Below are 21155 nucleotides of genomic sequence, written 5' to 3'. Positions count from 1 at the left end.
ACCTAGAGCATTTAACACTTGAAATGCTCGCGTACGGCAGGCAAAAGCCTGCCTACTCGCATTTCGTGGCAAGGATTTTCAGAAAAATCCTTGCAGAGCAGTTAACTCATTTCATTCGTAAACTGCTCTAAAATAAGCCGTGGCCGCGCGCCTATATTCTGGTTCCTTCCGGAGCCTGTTACCTTTGAAAAAGGTAGCAGGCTCCGGAAGGGAATAAAAGTTTTAGGGGGAGGGGGTGTGGGGGAGGAGACCCTTTTACAAAAGGGTCCCTCCCCCACAAAGCATTTTAAACAGTTGCCCTAAAAAACTGCCAAAAAACAAGCGCGGCGTTCGTAATGAACGCCGCGCTATATTTTTATCCAGACAGCCGAAGCTGCTGTGCGCTACATGCCCAGATAGGCTGTGCGCACTTCTTCGCTTTTCAAAAGATTGGCGGCGCTGTCGCTCATGACAATACGGCCGTTTTCCATCACATAGCCGCGCGTGGCGATGCGCAGGGCCTGGTTGGCGTTCTGCTCCACCAGAAAGACCGTGGTGCCGTTGGCATTGACTTTCTGAATGATGGAAAAAATCTGCTGAATGATAATGGGGGCAAGCCCCAGCGAGGGTTCGTCCAGCAGGAGCAGCTTGGGCCTCCCCATGAGGGCGCGGCTGATGGCCAGCATCTGCTGTTCGCCGCCGGAAAGGGTGCCCCCGGCCTGCTTGCGGCGTTCCGCAAGGATGGGAAAAAGGCTGAACACGTAGTCCAGGTCGTCCTTCACCGCTTCCTTGTCCTGCCGCAGAAAAGCGCCAAGATCCAGGTTTTCGCGCACGCTCAGGTCGGGAAAAATCAGGCGGCCTTCGGGAACCTGCGAAATGCCGAGGGCCACGATTTCGTGAGGGGGCAGGGTATGTATGGGTTTGCCATACCAGAAAATCTCGCCCTGACGGGGGCGGTTGATGCCGCACACGGTCATGAGGGTGGTGGATTTTCCCGCGCCGTTGGCCCCGATGAGGGTTACGATGTCGCCTTCTTCCACCTTGAGCGAAATATCGCGCAGGGCCTGAATATTGCCGTAAAACGTATCAACATTACGCAGCTCAAGCATCGCTTTCTCCCAGGTATGCCTTGATGACGCGCGGGTTGGCGCGTATTTCTTCGGGTTTGCCGGTGGCGATGCACGAACCGTATTCCATAACGTAGATGCGATCCGAAAGGGACATGACCATGCCCATATCGTGTTCAATCAGCAGGATGGAAAGCTGCTGGTCGTCACGAATGGAGCAGACCAGTTCCTTGAGTTCATTGGTTTCCTGTGGGTTCATGCCTGCGGCGGGTTCGTCCAGCAGCAGCATGTGCGGCTCGGTGGCCAGCGCGCGGGCAATTTCAAGGCGGCGCTGCGCTCCGTAGGGCAGGTTGCGGGCCGCTTCGTTCCAGAAGTCCTGCAAGCGCACCAGTTCCAGCAAGGCGTAACTGGCGTCGATGCTTTCTTGCTCTTCACGCCGGGTGCGCCCGTCCCGCAGGATGGCCCCCACAACGCCAGCCCTGGTGCGGCAGTGACGGCCTATCATGACGTTTTCGAGCACAGTCATGTCGCCGAAAAGGCGGATATTCTGAAAGGTGCGGGCCATGCCCATGGCGGTGATGGTGTGGGGCTTCTTGCCGTTGAGCAGTTGCGGCTCGCCCTGGCTGTCGTGCAGAAACATCTTGCCCTCTGTGGGGGTGTAGATGCCCGTCACGCAATTGAAAAACGTGGTCTTGCCCGCGCCGTTGGGGCCGATAAGGGCCACAATCTCACCGCTGTTGACCGTGAGCGACAGCTCGTTGAGCGCGCGCAGGCCGCCAAAATCCTGAGAAAGCTCCTGCACTTCAAGTACGGGTTTCACTGGCGGCCTCCTTCGGCGTCGTGGAGGGCGCTGATGCGGTATCTGCGGCGTTCGCCGCTGATAAGACCCTGAGGCCGGAAAATCATCATAATAACCATAATGGCCCCGAAGATAAGCATGCGGTATTCCGAAAAGGCCCGCAGATATTCCGGCGCAAGAATGAGAATGAACGCGGCTATGGCAACGCCAGTGATGGATCCCATGCCGCCAAGCACCACCATGGACAGGATCATGGCCGATTCCATAAAGGTGAAGCTTGACGGATTGATATAGGTGGTCTTTGCCGCAAAAATCACTCCGGCAAAGCCTGCCCAGCACGAACCGAGGGCAAAGGCGGAAAGTTTGACCCGCATGATATCGATGCCCATGGCCTCGCAGGCGATCTCGTCTTCACGCAGCGCTTGCAGGGCAAGGCCCACACGCGAGTTCTTGAGTCTGCTGATGACCACAATGGTAATGACCACGGCCACCAACACGAGATAGTACACGTAGGTGGTGCTGGTGTTGATGTCCATCTGCATGCCGAAAAGGCCGGGGCGGGGAATGTCGCTCACGCCGCGGGGCCCGCCGGTGAGGGTGGTCCAGTTTTGCAGGGCCAGACGCACTATTTCGCCAAAACCGAGCGTGACAATGGCGAGGTAGTCGCCACGCAGACGCAGCACGGGAAAGCCCAGCGCCAGACCAAAGATAACGGCCACAAAGCCGCCGATGGGCAGACACATCCAGAAGCCAAAGCCGAAGAACTGGTGCAGCAGCCCGTAGGCGTACGCGCCCACGGCGTAAAAGGCCACATAACCCAGCACAAGCTGACCGGCCAGACCCACCACGATATTCAGACCAAGGGCCAGCATCACGTAGAGCAGGGCCGAGATCATGATGTTGGTCTGGTAGAAGGAGCTCACCATGGGCATGATAATCATGACGGCCGCCAAAGCAGCCAGACTGGCCGCCATGAGCTTGGGCTTTTGCGAAAGCGCGGCCATGGCGGGGCCAATGCCGAAACCGGCAGGCAGTTTGATGATGGCCAGGCCTCTTGCCTTGCGCGAGAAGCACCAGTCCCACAACAGGGCGAGGCCAAAGATGGCAATGCCCAAAAGCGCAATGCGATCCAGCCGCCAGGTGACGGTGCGTTCAATGGTGTTCAGCTTGAGGCCAAGAACGGGCAGGGTGAGCAGCATGAACCAGAGTGCCGCAATGGCGGCCTTGATGACTCTTTGCATGGCTACACCTTCTGCACTTTGGCTTTGCCGAGGATGCCGTCGGGCCGGAAAATAAGGATGAGGATAAGAATGGCAAAGGCCAGCATGTCCTCATAGTTGCCTGAAAAATAGCCAGTGGTGAAGCTTTCGGCCAGTCCCAGCACAAGGCCGCCGAGCATGGCGCCGGGGATGGAGCCGATGCCGCCGAGCACTGCGGCCGTGAATGCCTTGAGCCCCGCAAGAAAGCCGATGCCGAAGTTGACCTGCCCCATGTGCGAGGCAATGAGCACGCCGCCCAGGGCCGCCAGTGAGGAGCCGATGATAAAGGTCAGCGAAATGATGCGGTCGGCGTTGATGCCAAGCAAAAGCGCCATCTTGCGGTTTTGCGCCGTGGCGCGCATGGCTTTGCCCATGCGGGTGTAGCGGATAAAGAGCGTAAGGGCCAACATGGCCAGAGTGCTGACCAGCAGAATAAGAAAGTCGCTGGGCCCCATGACGTTATCGATATAGTCAAGAAAACTCATTTCGGGAAGCAGATTGGGAAAGGGCACAAAGTCCGCTGTCTGGGCCAGCAGCACATAGTTCTGCAAAAAGATGGACATGCCAATGGCCGAAATCAGCGGCGAAAGGCGCGGCGCGCCGCGCAGAGGCTTGTAGGCTACCTTTTCAAGGGTGAAGCCATAGGCCGCACACCAGACAATGGCCGCAAGGGCGGCAACAACCAGTATGCCCCCGGCAGGAAAGCCGTAAACGCCCAGAGCTCCGGCGACCAGAAGGGCCGTGAAAGCGCCAAGCATATAAATTTCACCATGCGCAAAGTTGATAAGCTCAATGATGCCATACACAAGAGTATAGCCCAGAGCTATAAGCGCATAGATACTGCCTCTGGTGAGTCCACCAAAGAAAAGTTCTATAAAAAATTGGATGTCCATGCCGTCCCACGCGCCAGAGCGGGTGCGCCTCTGGCGTAAGTTCCGTTATTGCCGTCGACCGGGGCCGAAAATGCGTGTGAAAACGGGGGCGCGACCTAGGCCGCGCCCCCCATGATCATTTATTGAAGAACGATGCTGTGGTCGAGTTCCACAAACTTGCCGTCCTTGACCTGGTAAATGGAAAGTCCCATACCGGCGGCGTCGCCCTTGGCGTTGAAGCTGATCTTGCCAAGCGGGGTGTCCACCTTGTTGTCGCGCAGAATGTCCTTGACCTTGGCGGTGTCGGTGCTGCCGGCCTTTTCAATGGCGGCAAGCAGGCACTGGGCGGCGGCATAGGCATTGTAGTAGCCAAAGCCAGGCTCGCTGCCGAAAGCCTTGATGTGGGCTTCACGCGCGGCTTTGTACTCGGGCAGGGTACTGGTGTCCTTGGGATAGGAGGCATAGGTGCCTTCGCTGTCCTTGCCGGTCATCTTGAGGAAGGTTTCATCCTTCACGCCGTCGGGGCCGATGAGCGGGGTCTTCAGGTTGTCGCGGCGCATCTGCTGCAACAGCTTGGAGGCCACGGGCTGGTAGCCGCCGAAAACGATGATGTCGGGCTTGGCGCGGCGCAGTTTGCGCACCACAGCGGAAAAGTCCACGGCATCGGGGGTAACGGCTTCAAAAAGCACGGTTTCCGTGCCGCCTTTTTCCATGATTTCGCGGTTCTTGTCGGCAAAACCCTTGCCGTAGTCGCCGTTGTCATGCAGGTAGGCGACCTTTTTGACCTTGAGCTTTTTGAGCATGAAGTCGCTGGTCAGCGCGGCCTGGGCATTGTCATTGGCCACGGTGCGGAAGAAGAGCGGGTTCTTGCCTTCTTCAGTCAGGCCGGGCGTGGTGGCCGTGGGCGACACCGCGATAAGGGCTGCTTCCTGGAACATGGGCAGCGAAGCCTTGGTGGGGCCGGAGCAAATGGGGCCGACAACAGCGTTGACTTTTTCAGAAATCAGTTTGGTGGCCGCGTTGGTGGCCATTTCGGGTTTGCACTGGTCGTCCTGCGCCACAACTTCAATGGTGCGGCCAAGCAGACCGCCCTTGGCGTTGGCCTGATCCACAACGATTTTTACCGCGTTCAAGCTGGGAACGCCGTAAGAAGCCAGGTCGCCGGACTGAGCCCCCTGCACGCCGATCTTGATGGGATCAGCAGCCTGAGCAGGCGCGGCCAACGTCACGCAGACAGCCATTGCGGCAAGCCATGTCATACCTTTTTTCATCTGCCCCTCCTACGAGAAAATTGTGCGCGCAGACTTTGCACGTCATATTAGATGAAGGATTTTCTATTGCCTTATTGCGGGCATTCTGTCAATGCGAGCCCGCCGCGTTTGTCAAGTGCCGCATGGGGGATGGGCGGAAAAAAGGGGTGGCTGCGGCGGGGTAAAAACAGAAGTCCGAAGCGGATGTTCCGCATTCGGACTTCTTGTATGTTTGCGCAGTGGCACGCCGGTAAAGGCGAACTGCCCGTGCAGGCTTACGCTGTTTTCTTTTTGTGGCTTGAGCGCAGGTGGATACGCATGGGCGCGTGCGAGATTTCGAAGATTTTGCGCAGCGCCCGTTCAAGGTAACGGGTGTAGCTTTCAGGCACACGTTCCGCGTCGCTCACAAAAAAGACAAAGGTCGGCGGCTCGGATTCGGCCTGAGTGAGATAGAAAAATTTGGCCCGCACGCGCTTGACCACCGGAGGCTGGTGCCGCGTGAGCACTTCTTCCATGGCGCGGTTGAGCTTGCCCGTGGTGATGCGGACGCTGCATTCATCATGAATTTTCTGCGCCAGAGGCAAGATCTTGTTGATGTCCTTGCCCTTGAGGGCGGAAACCAGCAGGACGGGCACATGGGGGCAGAATGACAGCAGTTCGCTGACGTTCTTTCTCAACTGGTCAAGCGCGTTGCGGGGGGCAAGGTCGCACTTGTTGATAAGAACCATGAAGGGAGTCTTGCGGGTGTTGAGCATGTCCATGAGGCGCTTGTCCTGCTGGCTCACGCCTTCGGCCGCATCCAGGGTCAGAAGGGTCACGTCCGCCTTGGTGGTGGACTTGATGGCCGAGTTGACCGAATACTTTTCCACGTTGTCCGAAATCTTGGTGCGGCGGCGAACGCCTGCCGTGTCCACGAAGACATAGTCCTTGCCATTCTTGGTAAAGCGCACGTCCACGCTGTCGCGGGTAGTGCCCGCCACGTCCGAGACGATCATGCGGTCTTCACCCGACAGGGCGTTGATAAGCGAGGATTTGCCCGCATTGGGGCGGCCCAGCATGGCCAGGCGCAACGTGGGAGGGGCCGGGGGCTCCTCCGAGCTGTCTTCGGGCAGCAGGGCAATAAGGTCCTCGACCAGGGCGTTCATGTTGTGTCCGTGCTCGGCGGAGACCGCCAGCAGGGGAAAGCCCAGGGCGTGAAATTCCGCCATGTGCTCGTCTTCGTGTTCCGCGCCGTCAACCTTGTTGACTACGCAGAGGGTCGGCAGCCCCTTGCGCCGCACGTGGGCGGCCAGATGCTCGTCCAGCGGCAGCAGGCCGTCACGGCCATCCACAACAAAGGCCACGGCTGTGGCGTCCTTGAGTGCGGCCTCTGTCTGGTTCAGGATGTCCTGCTCAAAGCCGCGGATGCCCTCCGGGCCTTCCACCACCATGGCATGTGCGTCAAGGGTGATGCCGCCTGTGTCGACAATGCCGAATACGGGCATGTCCTTGCGGCGCACCACGCCGTCCATGCGGTCACGGGTGATGCCCGGCCTGTCATGGGTGATGGCGCGATTGCTGCGGATAAGGCGGTTGAACAGAGTGGACTTGCCCACGTTGGGGCGGCCCACAAGAATGATGCGCGGCGGATTTTCAGCCATGTCTATAACCTTGTGGCGGCCTGAAAACAAGGCCGCGTGCAGTGCGCGGGACGCTTTTTGAAAGCCCCGCCAGTGCGAGTTCTAATGTAAAAGAGAAATTGTAGCACCTTCGGCGCCCAATGGGAATACCCCACACAAGAGGGGTGGCGGCGAGGGCAGGTCGTCGCCGCAGGCGATGGGGTCGGGCAGGTCTGTCACGGCACGCGCGCCTCCCCAGGGGGGCAGGCTGGCAAAGGACGCGCCTTCCGGCAGGATCATGCGCAGGGCGTGCAGATACAGTGGGCTTCCAGGCCTGGCCTGGCCGTACTTGGCGTCGCCAAGCACCGGATGCCCAAGGCTGGCAAGCTGGGTGCGAATCTGGTGGGTGCGGCCCGTGAGCAGGCGCACCTGCACAAGGCTTGCCCCGTCCTCCACAATCAGAGGGCGCACAAGGCAAAGGGCTTCTTTACCGTCGGCCGCGTCCGCGCCCACGGTGCACATTTTTTCAAAGCCGTGTACCGCGTCCTTGCGCAAAAAATGCCGCACAAGGCAGGTTTCTTCGTGGGGCCAGCGTCCGGCTACCCATGCCACGTATTCCTTGACCATGCGCTGGCCGCGAAGGGCTTGCTGGGCTTCGTCCAATGCCGCATAGGATGCGGCCACAAGCAGGATGCCCGAGGTTTCCTTGTCCAGCCGGTGCACGGGCGTGGGCATAAAGCTTGCGTTGGCAAAATGCCGGGCCAGGCGGGTTGTCAGGCTGTCTTCATGCCCGGTTCCGGGATGGGTGGGCAGGCCGGCGGGCTTGTCAAAAGCCCACAGGTAGCCGCTGGAGCCCACAAGAGGAGGCAGCGGAGGGCCGCTTGCAGCTTCTTCATCGTTACGGAGTTTGCGTGCGGGCGCTGGCAGCGGATCGTCGCACTGCGCGGCCATTTTTATGGCAAAGGGGGGCAGGCGAACGAGGTCACCGGCCTGTACGCGCGAAAAAGGTTTGCATCGGCAACCGTTTATCCTCACTTGTCCCGTGCGCACCCAACGGTGCAGCATGGCTTGGGGGAGGTTCAGACGGCGCTGCAAAAACTGAAGTAACTTCTGGCCGCTCTCGGTCTCATGCACAACGGGGCATTCCGTTGCGGAAGAGTCGAGGGCCATTGTAGGGGGAGGGTTATCATCCGACATGGGCACACTTTGTCTCAAAGCGCGGGCCGCGTCAAGAGGCATGCGCCAGGAGGCATATGTCAGGCGCTACATATAGCGGCTGTCTTCTATCTGCACAATCTTGTTTGTATTTTTTTCAATCCACTTTTTTATGTGCTTGCGCCACCGGGGGCGTTCCTTGTGTTTGCCACGCAGCATGTTGCGATCCGCCATTACCTGAAGCTGGTCCAGCGAGGTGCCCATATCTTCAGCACAGGCACCGCCGAGAGACATGCGGATGGGGATGTTGTCCGGGTCGGCATTGTGGGTTTCAAAGGCCTTGCTGATGCGCGCAATGGCTTTTTCAAGCTGCTCCTGCGTACAGCCGGGCAACAGGGCGATGAATTCGTCCCCTCCCATGCGGGCTATGCAGTCGGGGGCGTAAAGGCTGGTGCGTAGAATAAGCGCTGCCTGGCAAAGCATTTGGCTGCCTTCAGGGTGGCCGAGGTAATCGTTGATAAGCTTGAGCCCGTCCATATCACAGGCGATAATGCCCACGGGGCGTATTTGTTGCTGCTCCAGCCTCTCGACCGTCATGTCATAGTAGGTTCGGCTGCGCAGCCCGGTGAGCGGGTCATTGCGCACAAGGTCTTCAAGCTGCGCCCGGTCTGCCTGGCCTGCGCTTACATCAGTGTGCAGACCCACGATGCGGGTGGCCTTGCCGCTGGCGTTTCGCTGGGTCACATAGCCGCGGCCCAGTATCCAGGCCCACGTGCCGTCAGCCCGCAGAAAGCGGTAGGTACATTCAAAGCTGTCTCCGTAATCGGGGCTTTCAACAATACGTATTTGCATGGGCACAATGTTTTCAAAGTCATCGGGATGCACCCTGCTTGTCCACGACTCCACCACCTGGGGGAAGGCATTGTGGGTATAGCCTATCATGGAAAGATAGCGCGGGCTGTAATATACCGAGCCGTCAATGGGGTTCCAATCCCATAGGCCGTCACTGGCAGCGTTGAGGGCCAGCAGCAGACGGCTTGCGTCGGAGCTTGGGGCGGGGGATTGATCAGGGAACGGCTGTTCAGAACAGGAGTGAGGGTCGGTTCGATTCTTTGCCTGTCGATGGCGGCCAGTGCGCCCACCACAATGGTGCCACGGCCAAAAATGTCGCGCTGTAAAACCGTCATCTGGGCACGCACCATAAATTTGCCCAACATGTAAATAAGCTCAAGAAAAGGGCCCTGTGAGCCATTAAGAATCTTTTCCACCGACTCAAGGTAGGGTACGAGGCCCTCCAGAGGACAATAGCTCAGAAATTCCTTCATGCTGCGCGGTAGGTTTTCTTCAAATTGCAGCAGCTTGATTGCTCCGGCGCTCAGGTACAGCTTGTCTGAAGGAATATGCCATTCCCATATGGGATCGCGTGTTTCAAGCTGTATAAACTGAGAGCCAGAGTATGGCAGTTTTGACATAACAAAGCCTTTGGCATCGTTTTTTTCGCAAAAAGCGAACGCATTGGGGCGAGGTTTCAGGTGCAGGTTGACCAGCGCGGATACTGCTCGGGATTACGCAACTTATATCAAAAATGAATGGCGCCCCAGGAAAAATATCTTATACCTGTACGGAAATCTAGTGCCGGCCAGGCGGCGTATTCGCAGACGCAGTGGTAATAGTACAAAATTGTTTATGAATCATGTTTGGAATTCTCAGAAATTTTTGTGGCATGCCGGAATGAAAGCCGGTGTTGGTGTGGAATGTTCCCGCAGTATTCCATGGAGCTATTGTGTAATCGTTCTGCGGTCTTGCGGGCTGTCCGGCATTGCCGGGCCCAAGGCTGGTCGCTGCCTCTGCCCCCCCCACATCAGGTCAGAAAAACCTTGAAACGCTATAGAGCACACCAAGAGTTTTAGGGTAATTTCACTAGCGATGCTGTCGCCATTCGTAAGGCTCGTAGACTCGCCAACGACTGCCGCTTGAAATTGCTCTGCTGACGCGAAGGCGGCAGCCGCCACAACGTGGCGTGGATTCTGGCGAGCTTTAGCCGTTGCGACGAAGGAAGCTACGGATTAAGACAGCAATTGGTTAATAGAGCGAGCAGCCTGCTGATGGCTGGCGCAAACCACGTTTTTAGCCAGAATGATGCGTTGAAACAGGGACTGTTTCAAAAGCAAAATGCTCTAGGGGGTGGGGGCGTGGGGGAAGGACCCTTTTGCAAAAGGGGCCCTCCCACACAAAAGCCTTTCAATTTGAAAATAGCGTTGCCCTGGACAGTGTCTAGAGCAGTTTACGAATGAAATGAGTTAAATGCTCTGCAAGGATTTTTCTGAAAATCCTTGCCACGAAATGCGAGTAGGCGGGCTTTGCCTGCCGTACGCGAGCATTTCAAGTGTTAAATGCTCTAGTGGGCGTGGGGTTCGTCGCCCAGGGGGTGGGCGTGGGCGTGCGTGTGGCTGAAGCTGGGGGCGCAGGCGTCAAGGCGGCCGTGAGCGAGCGTCAGATAGGTGGTGGATATGCGGGCGAGAAAGTCCCAGTCGTGCGAGATGGTGATGCGGGCTGTGGGAAGTTTTTGCAGGATATCGATGATGCGTTCACGGGCCTCGTTATCAAGGCCGTTGGTGGGTTCATCAAGCAGCAGGGCTTCAGGCCGCATGGCCAGCACTGCCGCGAGGGAGACCAGTTTTTTTTCACCGCCCGAAAGCCGGTGGGTAAGGCGGTTTTCAAAACCGTCCAGTCCGAGGTTGCGCAGGGTTTCATGCGCCCGCTCGCGTGCAGCTTCAGGCGACAGGCCCAGGTTCAGCGGGCCAAAGGCCACATCTTCAAGCACGGAGGGAAAGAACAGCTGATCCTCGGCATGTTGCAGCACAAAGCCCACGGCGCAGCGCAGGCTGTGAAAGTCTTTTTCGGCGCGCATTTCGCGGCCATGAAAGCGCACACAACCCTGCTGCGGGGTTATCAGGCCTGTGATACAGCGAAAAAGCGTTGTTTTGCCGCTGCCGTTGGGGCCGTAAAAACCGATATGCTGCTCCGGCAGGAGGGCCAGGTCAATTCCCTTGAGCACCTGGCGGATATTGCCATCCCGTTCATACTGAAAATGGATGTTTTCGAGGCTGAAGATGCAGTTGTTTTCTGTATTACAGTCCATAGATTTGATCCCGGTACTCCATAAGCACAAGTCCTGCAAGGCAGAGCAGCATCAAGAGGGCAAAAAGGCCGTCCACAGGACGCGCCTTAAATACCGCCACCGAGTGGAACTGGCCTGAAAATCCCCGCAGCAGCATGGCTTCGCGCACTCTTTGTGAACGTTCGTAGCTGCGCACCAGCAAAAGTCCCAACAAGGAAGCCACTGTGCGGTAGGTGTGCATGCCGGTGCGCGGGCGAAAGCCGCGCAGCCGCGCGGCAACGCTCAGGCACTGCCATTGCCGCGCGATGTCATGCACCTGCCGGGCCGTAAACAGAAAAAGAAACACCAGCTTTCGCGGGCAGTGCAGGCATTCCAGGGCATGCCCTGCCGTTGGCGTGTCCATTGTGGCCACAAGGGCCAGAAAAACACAGACTATGGCATTGGACTTGATGGTGACGAGCAGGGCCAGATGCAGACCCTCGGCGCTCAAGCTTATGAAACCCCACCGCGCCACTTCCTGTCCGGGCATGGTCAGCGGGGTGACACACCACAAAAAGGCCGCAAACATGTTGATCACCGCCAGACGACGTAACAGCGGCAGCAGGGGTGGACGGGCCAGAAGCAGCAGCGCCAGGCCCAGGCCAAGCCCCGCGCAGCTGGCGGTCACGTCCTGCAGCGTCGAAAGGCACAACGCGGTCAGCGCTGCAAGGGCCATACGCACACGCGGGTCAATGCGCTGTATGGCCGAAGGGCGTACAAAGGGCTGGTCAAACATGCCGACAGTTACCGCCGCCGGGAACGGAAGTAAAGGGCCAATCCGGCCAGACCCACAAACCAGCCCATGCCGCCCACGATTTCGCGCATGCCCGGTTCGTCTGTGCGCATTTCGGCAAGTTGCCGCTTCACGGGGGACAGGCGGGAGTCCAGCAGGGCGGAGAACTTTGCCTCCTGCGCCTCAAGGGCGGCATCCACAATGGCCTGTATTTCTGCGGCGCTCACAGGGCCGGAAGCTGAAATTTCCGGGGCGGCGGCGGGAAGCCCCGTGCTTGCGGGCTGCGGCCCGGTGCTGGGGCCGCCAGCGTTTTTCGCCGCTGCACTGGCGGTGGTTTCGGCATGGCGGGGCGCAGCCGGAGCCGCAGCCGAAGCCGGAGCCGGAGCAGAGGCCAGTTCGGCCGCTTCCAGCAGCCATTCGTTCTGATGCCCTTCGCCAGCATTGATACGTATGCGCAGGCCGTGCTCCCGTCCCCTGGGCGGAATATCAAAGCGAAAAAGTCCTTCCGTATCTGTCTGGCCTGTGAGCAAAACCTGGCCGTCAGCCGCATCATATACCGTGACCTCTCCGTTCCTGACGCTGTTGCCGCCGCTGAAGCCGCATTTGACGGCAACCTGCGGGCCTTCAGTCCAGGCGAAGATGTTCACCCGGTGCGCCAGGGCGGGCGTCTGCAGCACAAGCAGAAGCGCCGCGGCAAGCAGCAGGGCAGCCAGAGGCGCGGATAACGGCAGCGCCGGGGCAAGCGCTGGAGCAAGCGCTGGGGCAGGCGCCGGGGCAAGCGCTGGGGCAGAGGGTCGCTGCGCAGGCAGGCAAGCGGGTGCGGCACCGTCAGCCCGTCCTGCACGGATTGTCCGAAATAAAGTGGCATTGCGGAAAAACATGAAAACTCCTTTCCGGCTGCTCAAGCCTTGTCCGGCTGAAGGGCGGCACGGGAAATGTGCAGCATTTCCGGGCGGACGCGGGCAATAAAGCCCACAGTAAACATGGTGATGAGCCCTTCGACCAGCATGATCGGCAGGTGAGCAAGAAAAATGAGCCGCGCGGCGGTAAGAAAGCCCTCATTGCTCCACGCCAGGGCCAGAGCGGTGAGCAGCCCGGCGCCCAGCACGCCGACGGCTCCCCCGCAAAAGGCGGCGGCCCGTAAACCCTTCATACCGGGCCAGAGGTGGACAAGGCTGCGGAAAACGTACCAGGCCACGAGCCCGGAAAAGCCCATGGTGAACGTATTGACGCCCAGAACAACAAGGCCGCCGTACTGAAAAAGCAGAGCCTGCAAGGCAAGGGCGGCCAGAATGGCGGGAAAGACGGCCCACCCCAGCAGTACGCCCAGAAGGCCATTGAGAATAAGGTGCGCGCTGGAAGGGCCGATGGGAACATGTATGAGCGAACCCACAAAAAAGGTCGCGGCCAGGATGGCCACTGTCATGAGCTTGTCATAGTCCAGGCGGCGCAGGCCAAGGGCCGTGCCCACGGCCGTCAGGGCGTATCCTGCGGCCAGAATGGGGGGAGACAGAACACCTTCGGCAATATGCATGGATCATCCTTGTCTGGAGCGTCGTCTGTTGGGGCGCGTTCCGGGATTTTTCACAGTCAGCTTTCGCAATCCGGCCCCATGCCGTGGCGTACGGTATGGGGCCGGAGTCTGTTTCTCAAAAGGGCGCTGCCAGGAAGGCGCGCACCTTTGCCGCACTGTGCAACCGTCTTTTATTTTGTGCGGGGAGCCGCAAAGTTGACCCAGATAACTGCGCCAAGCTCAACGGATTTGGCTTCGCCTTCATAGTTCATTTTTTCTTCAGCCGTGTTCAGTGCGGCAAAGCCCCACCAGCCGGCCCAGGGCACGCCGTAGGTGAATACGCCGTTCTGGTCGGCCTTGACAACCTGGGTGACGTAATATTCGTTGGGGGCGGTGTGGCCCTTGCCCTTGTTGTAGCTTTCCACCTCAACTTCCGCGCCGGGAACGGGCTTGCCGTCAAGCAGCACCTGGCCCTGAAAAACATTGCCGGCGTAGTTGCCGAAGGGCCGCATCAGAGGAACGATTTCGGTCTTGAGGCCCAGCGGCTGCCCCCAGTTTTCCTCTTCGCCAAAAGCGGCGACCACGGTCTTGGTATAGTGGATGATGAAGCAGTCCTCGGCAGGTTCAAAATAGGGCTGCGGCTCGACCGCGAACTGATAGACGCCGGGCTTTTTGATGGCGTATGCGGCTGTCCAGGCTTTGTTGCCCATAATGGTGGCGGGCTTGAGCAGGCTTTTGAGATCTTCGGTCGTGCCGTCATGAGTGACGGTGAATGCCTTGGGTTCCGCCATGGGCATGCCTTGCAGCTCCATTGGGTGGGCAAAGGCTATGTCCAGTTTGAGCGGAGATTCTTTTTTGTCCGTGACTGTGGGGGTGGAAGGAATGACCATGCCAAAATGGGCCTGAGCCTGGGTTCCCCAAAAAAGCGCAAGCGCCAAGCACGCGCAACAGAACTTCCACATAATCGCATCCTTCCGTTGAATTTTATGGCCGTGACAATGTTTGACGGCGTTATGCCTCATGCGATGTATGTAGCACAAAAAAATAAAAAGTAGCAAGAAAATTGTGGGCGTCTACCTGGATACGGTGGCCCTATGTTACTGCCGTAACAGGTGTTCGCACATGCTTTGAAGGGGCCGTTTGCGCGTTCGCGGCAGGGCAGCGATGGGAAGCAAGGGATTTTTTGCCACGACGTATACTGCCATGATGTCTACTGCCACGGCGTATATGCCGGGGGATATTTATTGCCAAATGAAAAACGGCCATGTCGCAGATGACATGGCCGTTTTTTCGTCAAAACAGACGAAAACTTACTTGGGCAGCAATGCCGGATAATCGGCGCTCTTAACGTATTTTTTTACAAAGGCCGCGGCAGATTTACGGTTGCCAGCCATGACCGTGAGCATGAACACGTCGCCCTGTGAGGCGACCCATGCCTGACTTGTGATGTCCTGCTGCACAAAGGTGAAGGTATACTGACCGCCCTTTTCAACAGGGGGCTTGGTGGCCTTGAACTGGTCGGCAAACATGTCGGCGATGGTTTTGGTATCCGCGCCGCTGTTGGGGCTGATCACAAGCGTCACCGAGGCATCCCCGGCGGAATTGGCGAAACTGGCGCTGGTGGTGCCCTGCTTTTCGGCGGGAGGCATGACGGTCTTCCATCCTTCGGGAACAGAGACAGTAAAATATTTGGTGTTCAGCTCTTCCGCCAGAGCTGGCATGGCCAGAAGCATGACAAACACAAAGGCCACAAACTTTTTCAACATGAAAATTCTCCTCAGAGGGGTGCGCAGTATACGCTGCGGCGCGCCGCGTCTGCGGGAAAACATTTTGCCCGCGCGGACGTGACGCCGCCTCAGGCACTCTATGCAATGCCCTTGTAAAATACAATGGATTTTGCCGTGGCCCGCACGAGGTGGCGATTTTTTTACGTAAAACCGATATATGGCAGCAATAAAAGTTCGCTTGCGGCTCAGCGCGGCAGAAAAATCCATGCGGCGCGGCAGAGGAGCAGGCCAGAACGCCAGGGATAGCGCAAACGTAAAAAGCCCCCACACGCGTGGCATGGGAGCTTTTGGGAGGAGGCTTTGTGCAGTGATTACAGGGAGGCCAATGCCTGATCCAGGTCAGCCAGGATGTCGTCAATGTGTTCGATGCCTATGGAGAGGCGCACGGTATTGGGCCAGATTCCCGTAAGCGCCAGTTCGTCTTCGGTCATTTGCGAGTGCGTGGTGGACGCAGGGTGGATTACCAGCGATTTGGCGTCAGCCACGTTGGCCAGCAGCGAGAATATGCGCAGTTTGTCAATAAAGGCTCTGGCTTCGGCCGCGCCGCCCTTGACCTCAATGGTAAAGATGCTGCCGCCCCCGTTGGGGAAATAGCGCTTGTACAGGGCGTGGCTGGGGCTGTGGGGCAGGCTTGGGTGATTGACGGTCTGCACCTTGGGGTGGTTGTCCAGATGGCGCACCACGGCCAGGGCGTTCTGCACGTGGCGCTCCACGCGCAGCGACAGTGTTTCAAGCCCCTGGAGGATCAAAAATGCGTGCAGGGGGGCCATTGTTGCGCCAAGATCGCGCAACAGGATGGCCCGTGCCCGCACTATATAGGCCGCCGCCCCGACGGCCTTGGTGAAGCTCAGGCCGTGATAACTCGGATCTGGCTCACTCAGGTGGGAAAATTTGCCGGACGCGGCCCAGTCAAAGCGGCCGCTGTCCACGATGATGCCGCCAAGGGCGGCGCCGTGTCCGCCCATGAATTTTGTGGCGGAATGCACGACGATGTCCGCGCCGTATTCAATGGGGCGCATAAGCCAGGGAGTGGCAAAGGTGTTGTCCACCACCAGGGGGACGCCGTGGCGGTGAGCCAGGTCTGCCAGCGCTTCCATATCCACAATATTGCTGTGGGGATTGCCCATGCTCTCCACAAAGATGGCGCGTGTTCTGGGCGTGATGGCCTGTTCAAAGGAATCCATCTGGGCGGGGTCCACAAAGGTCGTCTCAATGCCCCAGGTTTTGAGCGTATGGGCAAGTAAATTGTAGGTGCCGCCGTACAGGGTTTTGGCGGCAACTATGTGGTCCCCGGCGCTGGCGAGATTTTGCAGGGCGTAGCTTACGGCAGCCGCGCCGCTGGCCGTGGCAAGAGCCCCCACGCCGCCTTCAAGGGCCGCCACCCTTTGTTCCAGCGCGTCCTGCGTGGGATTGGTCAAACGGCTGTAAATGTTGCCGGGGTCGGTCAGGTTGAACCGGGCCTCGGCATGGGCACAGTCGTCAAACACGTAGGAGGTCGTCTGGTAAATGGGCACGGCCCTGGAACCGCTGGCTGCGTCCGGCTTCTCCTGCCCGGCATGCACTTGCAGGGTTTCAAACCGCAAGCCTTTTTCATGATTCATTGTGATTCCCCTTTGCGGCGGGCCGCTTTATTACTTGCATTATAACGGTTTTCTGTGCCGTGCGATCATTACTTATTGATTTGCTAGGTAATACCATGTCGCAAGCGATTCCCTTTGTCAACATCTGGCTATGGCCAGTACAGGCCCTCCGGCTCTTTGTCAAAAAGTGACCGTGCCTATGGCTTTGGGCAGGCGTGAGGCAAGGTCGCGCGTCGGGCTGCAGGGCGTAGCCAGGACGCATCCTGACTGACGCGCCGTCGCGTGGCATGCTGGCAAATTTGTGGCTTGAGCACCGCCTGCCATGGCGCAAACCCTGTTGCATGGCATGCGGGCAAGCGCTACCATGATCTTCCTGCCGACTTCCGGGGCGGCAAGATTGTAAGGATGCAAGGAGGCCGCATGAGGGCGGAAATCATTTCAGTGGGTACGGAACTTCTGCTGGGGCATACTGTCAACACCGACGCCGCCCACGTGTCCAGAGCGCTTTCTGCGCTGGGTTTGGATCTTTTGCAGGTGCACACGGTGGGGGATAATGGCGGACGGCTGGAATCCGCCCTGCGCGAGGCCCTCGGGCGCGCGCAGATCATCATTACCACCGGCGGCCTTGGCCCCACGGATGACGATATGACCAAGGAAACCGTGGCGCAGGTCACGGGTTGCCCCCTTGAAGAAGATGCGGACAGCCTGCGCCGTTTGCGTGACTATTTTGGCGACCGCCCCATATCGGCCAATCAGCTCAAGCAGGCATACCTGCCGCGCGGTTCGGTGGTCTTTCCCAATGACGCGGGCACTGCCCCCGGCTGCGCCGTGCCGGCGGCCTGCGGGCAATGGGTCATCCTGCTGCCGGGGCCTCCGTCCGAACTTCTGCCCATGCTCGAAAACAGCGTTGTGCCCTTTTTGCAGAACATGACGGATTCGGTCATAGCGTCCTTCATGGTGCGCACCTTTGGTATTGGCGAGGGGACGGCGGCCTTGCGCATCGCTGACCTGACCGAAGGCGTCAACCCCACGGCCGCCCCCTATGCCGGCGACGCGGAAATGTTCGTGCGGGTGACGGCCAAGGCGGCGAGCGCCGAGGCTGCCGAAGCCCTGGCCATGCCAGTGGTGAATGAGGTGCGCGCGCGCCTGGGCGACGTGGTCTATGGCGTCAATGTGACGGGCCTGGAGGCCGTGGTGGTGGAGGGGCTGCGCTTGCGCGGGCAGAGTCTGGCCACGGCGGAATCCTGCACCGGAGGGCTGCTGGCCAAGCGTATTACCGATCAGCCCGGTTCTTCGGAAGTCTTCGGCTACGGCCTGATCACCTATGCCAATGAAGCCAAGACCAGGCTTTTGGGCGTGCCCGAAGAACTGCTGGCGCGCCACGGGGCCGTAAGCCCGGAAGTGGCCCGCAGCATGGCCGCAGGGGTGCGCGAGCGCTACGGGGCGGATTACGGCCTTGGCATTACCGGCGTGGCCGGGCCCGGCGGCGGCACCGAAAGCAAACCCGTGGGTCTGGTATATGTGGCGCTGAGCCATGGCAAGGATGTCTGGCTGCGTGAACTGCGTCCGCATGGGCGCTACCTTGGGCGGGAATGGACACGGCGTCTGGCTTCAAGCCATGCGCTGGACATGCTGCGCAGGCATATGGCGGGCCTGGATGTGGAAGCCCTTTGGACGGTTGCAGCCCTTTAGAGCAATTTAACTTTTAAATTGCTCTTGACGGCTGCGTGAGCAGACGTTCGCTACGGAGGCGTAAGCGCAGTTTATCTGCGCGGTTAAACGCCGAAGTGAGCGTGCCTTAAACTTTGAGAATGTATATTCTCAAAGTTAATCTGCTCTAGGGCAATTTCACTTTGAAATTGCCCTGGCAGGATGCGGAGCCGGTTTTTCAAAGGCCGGAGCGGCTATGTCGCTCCGGCCCTTGTATTTTTAGCCAACACACGGTTTTACAAGGCTTTTTGCACAGCGCTCCATCGGTCAATGGCGCACCCACAGGGCTCTCGTGCTCAAGGGCGCAGAGACGTTGGCGGCATCAGGCATTGAGGGATATGTAGCGCTCAATGCTGGTGGTAAAGACAATGCCGCCCCCCGGCTCGCTGAAGACCGGCTGGCTGCCCAGCGCCTGTAAAATGGCGTCTGTTGCGGCGTTTTCGCTTATGATAAGCAGAAATTCCTTTTCAGGCGTCAGGCTGATGCCGAAGAATTTCACGTCTTCTTCAGTACCTGTTCCTCTGGCCCCCAGTATGGTGCCGCCGCGCGCTCCGGCCTGTCGGGCCACCACCATGAGCTCCTCGGCCTGTCCGTGATTGATGATGCTGCATATCATGGTGTAGCCGGATTTCATGTCTTCTCCCTCGATGGTATGTAAGAAAGGCTCGTTGCTGGCTGTCTGGCTGGCGCGCAGCATGGCCTTGGGCACGTCCAGCACCATGGCTGCGCTCGCACGGCATTTGGGGTTTTTCAAAGCCCCTTCCACAACGGCTGTAATAACGCTTTCAGCCTCATCCTGCATGAGGATGAGGATAATATCCTGATCAACGCAACCGGGGCACGAGCCGCAGCCGCAACCGTCTTCGTCCAGACAGCGGCCATGAAGCCTCGTGCCGCCGCGTGCGCCTCCTTCCTTGGAGGCGTCAACGATGGCCATGCCGCAGCCGCATTCGCCAAAGACCACAAGCAGCTTGGCGGGCGTAAACTGTATATTCATCGGTATGTTCTCCACATATATGGGCCAGGATCGGGCGGCTACAGGAAAAAGTAGATGCAAATGGCTCCGGTGGCCGTCATGGTCACGGTATAGGGAAAGGCCAGCTTGACCATCCGCATGTACGAGAGCTTGATGAGCGGCGCCAGCGAAGACGTGAGCAAAAAGAGAAAAGCCGCCTGCCCGTTGGGCGTCGCCACAGCGGGAATATTGGTGCCCATATTCACCACCACGGCGATTTTTTCGTACCAGTCGCTGGAGAACAGGCCAGCCGTATGGGCTTTGTCCATTTCGGTAATAAAAACAGAGGCGATGAAGACGTTGTCGCTCACAAACGACAGCGTGCCGTTGACCAGATACAGCGCCAGCAACTGGGGTTTGCCCTGGAACTGGAACACCCATTCCACCAGCGGCGTCACCAGATGCTGGTCGTGCACCACCGAAAGAATGGCAAAAAAGACGATGATAAGGCAGACAAAGGGCATGGCGTTGTTGAAAGCTTCAGAAAAGTCGTGTTCCTTGGTTTTGCCTGTCATGGCCGAAAGCAGGATGATCAGCGTAAGGCCAAGCAGGCCGATTTCGGCCACGTGCAGGGCCAGGGCCAAAATCAGCAGTATGCCCACCACGCATTGGGTGATGTAAAGAAAGCGCGTCTGGTCTGAAAGCTGGCGCGCTTTTTTGGCGGCGTCCTTGACAATAAGCTCGCGGATGGCCTCCGGCAGCTGGTATCCGAAACCGGGAAAGCGAAAAATTTCAAGCAGGGGGCAGAGGGTAAAGCCCACAATGGCCACAGGCACGGCAATAACGGCGTTGTGCATAAAAAATTCCGCAAATGACCAATTCATCATGGTGCCGATCATGAGGTTCTGCGGTTCCCCCACAATGGTCATGGTGCCGCCAAGGGCTGTTCCCAGAGCGCCGTGCATGATGATGTTGCGCAAAAAGCCGCAAAATTCTTCAACTTCCGGGGCTTCTTTGCCGTTGGTCGGGGTAAAGGCCCCGGCCACTTTGCGAAAAATGGCGTAAAAATTGAAGCAGACGGCAATAATGATGGCCATGAGGGTCAGGGCGTCCAGAAAGGCGGAAAGCGTGGCGCTGGCAATACAGAATGCCAGCGACAGCCAGTGTTTTTTGCGAATGGCGATAAACAGTCGGGTAAAAACGACAAAAACCACATCTTTCAGATAGTAGATGCCCGCCACCATAAAGATGAGCAAAAGCACTGTGGGCAGGTTGGTGACCACTTCCTGGTACACGGCGTCGGGCGTGGTCATGCCGATGATGATGGCCTCCAGGGCCAGCAGACCGCCTGCGGGAATGGGGTAGCACTTCAGCGCCAGCGAAAGAATAAAGATAAACTGGAGCAGCAGCAGCCAGCCCGTTATAAATGGGCCGACCATAATATTGAGAACAGGGTTGGCCACCAGAAAGGCCAGCACCGTATATTTATACCAGAGTGGCGATTTGCCTAGAAAGCTGCTGAAAAAAATATGCTGCATAGTCGTCTCCCTGTACCGCTCAGAATTTAGTGGAAAGAAAATCGCGAGATACTGGCTGTGTAGCAGGAAATGCAGCCTTGGCGCAACCTCTGGCAGTGCTGCGAACTGATTTTAAGCGATGAGGGATAGCTGCCGTCAGGCGACAAAAATGAAAGGAGGCTGGATGGGTTTGAAGAGGTAAGGGGACAGGGTTTATGGAT

19 protein-coding genes are annotated in these 21155 nt (G+C 58.3%); 1 reads left to right on the top strand and 18 read right to left on the bottom strand.

The window, feature by feature from the left end; translation table 11 throughout:
• Window positions 1-383 precede the first annotated feature (383 nt).
• From RBR41_RS04295 to RBR41_RS04220, 16 genes are all read right to left on the bottom strand, one after another.
• Window positions 384-1088, bottom strand: a complete 705-nt coding sequence (locus RBR41_RS04295; RefSeq protein ID WP_179979511.1) for an ABC transporter ATP-binding protein — start codon at window positions 1086-1088, stop codon at window positions 384-386.
• Window positions 1081-1866 carry an ABC transporter ATP-binding protein gene (locus tag RBR41_RS04290; RefSeq protein ID WP_320351354.1) on the bottom strand — a complete coding sequence of 262 codons (786 nt, stop codon included), beginning with the start codon at window positions 1864-1866 and terminating at the stop codon, window positions 1081-1083. Before RBR41_RS04290 ends, RBR41_RS04295 begins: the two co-directional genes overlap by 8 nt.
• Window positions 1863-3086 carry a high-affinity branched-chain amino acid ABC transporter permease LivM gene (gene livM, locus RBR41_RS04285; RefSeq protein ID WP_320351353.1) on the bottom strand — a complete coding sequence of 408 codons (1224 nt, stop codon included), beginning with the start codon at window positions 3084-3086 and terminating at the stop codon, window positions 1863-1865. Before livM ends, RBR41_RS04290 begins: the two co-directional genes overlap by 4 nt.
• A 2-nt stretch (window positions 3087-3088) precedes the next feature.
• The gene (locus RBR41_RS04280; RefSeq protein WP_291303190.1) at window positions 3089-3997 is read right to left on the bottom strand and encodes an ABC transporter permease subunit; all 909 of its coding nucleotides are present in this window, start codon (window positions 3995-3997) and stop codon (window positions 3089-3091) included.
• Between the two features lie 119 nt (window positions 3998-4116).
• Window positions 4117-5247, bottom strand: a complete 1131-nt coding sequence (locus tag RBR41_RS04275; protein WP_320351352.1) for a branched-chain amino acid ABC transporter substrate-binding protein — start codon at window positions 5245-5247, stop codon at window positions 4117-4119.
• 254 nt (window positions 5248-5501) lie between these two features.
• Window positions 5502-6866, bottom strand: a complete 1365-nt coding sequence (gene der, locus RBR41_RS04270) for a ribosome biogenesis GTPase Der (RefSeq protein WP_320351351.1) — start codon at window positions 6864-6866, stop codon at window positions 5502-5504.
• An 81-nt stretch (window positions 6867-6947) separates the two neighbouring features.
• Entirely contained in the window at window positions 6948-8021 is a 1074-nt protein-coding gene (locus RBR41_RS04265; protein ID WP_320351350.1) for an RluA family pseudouridine synthase, read from the bottom strand.
• A gap of 66 nt (window positions 8022-8087) precedes the next feature.
• On the bottom strand, window positions 8088-8921 hold the full coding sequence (locus tag RBR41_RS04260; protein WP_320351349.1) for a sensor domain-containing diguanylate cyclase: 834 nt from the start codon (window positions 8919-8921) through the stop codon (window positions 8088-8090).
• On the bottom strand, window positions 8918-9451 hold the full coding sequence (locus RBR41_RS04255) for a hypothetical protein (protein ID WP_320351348.1): 534 nt from the start codon (window positions 9449-9451) through the stop codon (window positions 8918-8920). The genes RBR41_RS04260 and RBR41_RS04255 overlap by 4 nt, the downstream gene beginning before the upstream one ends.
• A 926-nt stretch (window positions 9452-10377) precedes the next feature.
• Entirely contained in the window at window positions 10378-11121 is a 744-nt protein-coding gene (locus RBR41_RS04250) for an ABC transporter ATP-binding protein (RefSeq protein WP_320351347.1), read from the bottom strand.
• On the bottom strand, window positions 11111-11875 hold the full coding sequence (gene cbiQ, locus RBR41_RS04245) for a cobalt ECF transporter T component CbiQ (RefSeq protein ID WP_320351346.1): 765 nt from the start codon (window positions 11873-11875) through the stop codon (window positions 11111-11113). Before cbiQ ends, RBR41_RS04250 begins: the two co-directional genes overlap by 11 nt.
• A gap of 8 nt (window positions 11876-11883) precedes the next feature.
• Complete coding sequence (locus RBR41_RS04240; RefSeq protein WP_320351345.1) at window positions 11884-12549, bottom strand: cobalamin biosynthesis protein CbiL; 666 nt, start codon at window positions 12547-12549, stop codon at window positions 11884-11886.
• Window positions 12550-12773: 224 nt separating this feature from the next.
• Window positions 12774-13406 carry a cobalt transporter CbiM gene (gene cbiM, locus RBR41_RS04235; RefSeq protein ID WP_320351343.1) on the bottom strand — a complete coding sequence of 211 codons (633 nt, stop codon included), beginning with the start codon at window positions 13404-13406 and terminating at the stop codon, window positions 12774-12776.
• Between the two features lie 170 nt (window positions 13407-13576).
• Entirely contained in the window at window positions 13577-14347 is a 771-nt protein-coding gene (locus tag RBR41_RS04230) for a DUF4198 domain-containing protein (protein WP_320351342.1), read from the bottom strand.
• Window positions 14348-14695: 348 nt separating this feature from the next.
• Entirely contained in the window at window positions 14696-15151 is a 456-nt protein-coding gene (locus RBR41_RS04225; RefSeq protein ID WP_320351340.1) for a hypothetical protein, read from the bottom strand.
• Window positions 15152-15483: 332 nt separating this feature from the next.
• Complete coding sequence (locus RBR41_RS04220; RefSeq protein ID WP_320351338.1) at window positions 15484-16773, bottom strand: O-acetylhomoserine aminocarboxypropyltransferase/cysteine synthase family protein; 1290 nt, start codon at window positions 16771-16773, stop codon at window positions 15484-15486.
• 399 nt (window positions 16774-17172) lie between these two features.
• Here RBR41_RS04220 and RBR41_RS04215 point away from each other — a divergent pair, with 399 nt between their 5' ends.
• Entirely contained in the window at window positions 17173-18444 is a 1272-nt protein-coding gene (locus RBR41_RS04215) for a competence/damage-inducible protein A (protein ID WP_320351336.1), read from the top strand.
• Between the two features lie 340 nt (window positions 18445-18784).
• On the opposite strand, the gene RBR41_RS04210 is transcribed toward RBR41_RS04215, so the two are convergent.
• Together RBR41_RS04210 and RBR41_RS04205 are read right to left on the bottom strand one after the other, a co-directional pair.
• Window positions 18785-19459, bottom strand: a complete 675-nt coding sequence (locus RBR41_RS04210) for a P-II family nitrogen regulator (RefSeq protein ID WP_320351335.1) — start codon at window positions 19457-19459, stop codon at window positions 18785-18787.
• Window positions 19460-19497: 38 nt separating this feature from the next.
• Entirely contained in the window at window positions 19498-20955 is a 1458-nt protein-coding gene (locus RBR41_RS04205) for an SLC13 family permease (protein WP_320351333.1), read from the bottom strand.
• Window positions 20956-21155 lie beyond the last annotated feature (200 nt).

The sequence above is a fragment of the Desulfovibrio sp. genome, assembly GCF_034006445.1.
Taxonomy (GTDB): domain Bacteria; phylum Desulfobacterota; class Desulfovibrionia; order Desulfovibrionales; family Desulfovibrionaceae; genus Desulfovibrio.
This window is presented reverse-complemented; position numbering and strand designations above follow the sequence as displayed.

What these genes read in the sequence shown, in the direction of transcription:
- RBR41_RS04295 (WP_179979511.1), bottom strand. Translation starts at nt 1,088, where the DNA reads ATGCTTGAGCTGCGTAATGTTGATACGTTTTACGGCAATATTCAGGCC.
- livM (WP_320351353.1), bottom strand. Translation starts at nt 3,086, where the DNA reads ATGCAAAGAGTCATCAAGGCCGCCATTGCGGCACTCTGGTTCATGCTG.
- RBR41_RS04280 (WP_291303190.1), bottom strand. Translation starts at nt 3,997, where the DNA reads ATGGACATCCAATTTTTTATAGAACTTTTCTTTGGTGGACTCACCAGA.
- RBR41_RS04275 (WP_320351352.1), bottom strand. Translation starts at nt 5,247, where the DNA reads ATGAAAAAAGGTATGACATGGCTTGCCGCAATGGCTGTCTGCGTGACG.
- der (WP_320351351.1), bottom strand. Translation starts at nt 6,866, where the DNA reads ATGGCTGAAAATCCGCCGCGCATCATTCTTGTGGGCCGCCCCAACGTG.
- RBR41_RS04265 (WP_320351350.1), bottom strand. Translation starts at nt 8,021, where the DNA reads ATGTCGGATGATAACCCTCCCCCTACAATGGCCCTCGACTCTTCCGCA.
- RBR41_RS04260 (WP_320351349.1), bottom strand. Translation starts at nt 8,921, where the DNA reads ATGATAGGCTATACCCACAATGCCTTCCCCCAGGTGGTGGAGTCGTGG.
- RBR41_RS04255 (WP_320351348.1), bottom strand. Translation starts at nt 9,451, where the DNA reads ATGTCAAAACTGCCATACTCTGGCTCTCAGTTTATACAGCTTGAAACA.
- RBR41_RS04250 (WP_320351347.1), bottom strand. Translation starts at nt 11,121, where the DNA reads ATGGACTGTAATACAGAAAACAACTGCATCTTCAGCCTCGAAAACATC.
- cbiQ (WP_320351346.1), bottom strand. Translation starts at nt 11,875, where the DNA reads ATGTTTGACCAGCCCTTTGTACGCCCTTCGGCCATACAGCGCATTGAC.
- cbiM (WP_320351343.1), bottom strand. Translation starts at nt 13,406, where the DNA reads ATGCATATTGCCGAAGGTGTTCTGTCTCCCCCCATTCTGGCCGCAGGA.
- RBR41_RS04230 (WP_320351342.1), bottom strand. Translation starts at nt 14,347, where the DNA reads ATGTGGAAGTTCTGTTGCGCGTGCTTGGCGCTTGCGCTTTTTTGGGGA.
- RBR41_RS04225 (WP_320351340.1), bottom strand. Translation starts at nt 15,151, where the DNA reads ATGTTGAAAAAGTTTGTGGCCTTTGTGTTTGTCATGCTTCTGGCCATG.
- RBR41_RS04220 (WP_320351338.1), bottom strand. Translation starts at nt 16,773, where the DNA reads ATGAATCATGAAAAAGGCTTGCGGTTTGAAACCCTGCAAGTGCATGCC.
- RBR41_RS04215 (WP_320351336.1), top strand. Translation starts at nt 17,173, where the DNA reads ATGAGGGCGGAAATCATTTCAGTGGGTACGGAACTTCTGCTGGGGCAT.
- RBR41_RS04210 (WP_320351335.1), bottom strand. Translation starts at nt 19,459, where the DNA reads ATGAATATACAGTTTACGCCCGCCAAGCTGCTTGTGGTCTTTGGCGAA.
- RBR41_RS04205 (WP_320351333.1), bottom strand. Translation starts at nt 20,955, where the DNA reads ATGCAGCATATTTTTTTCAGCAGCTTTCTAGGCAAATCGCCACTCTGG.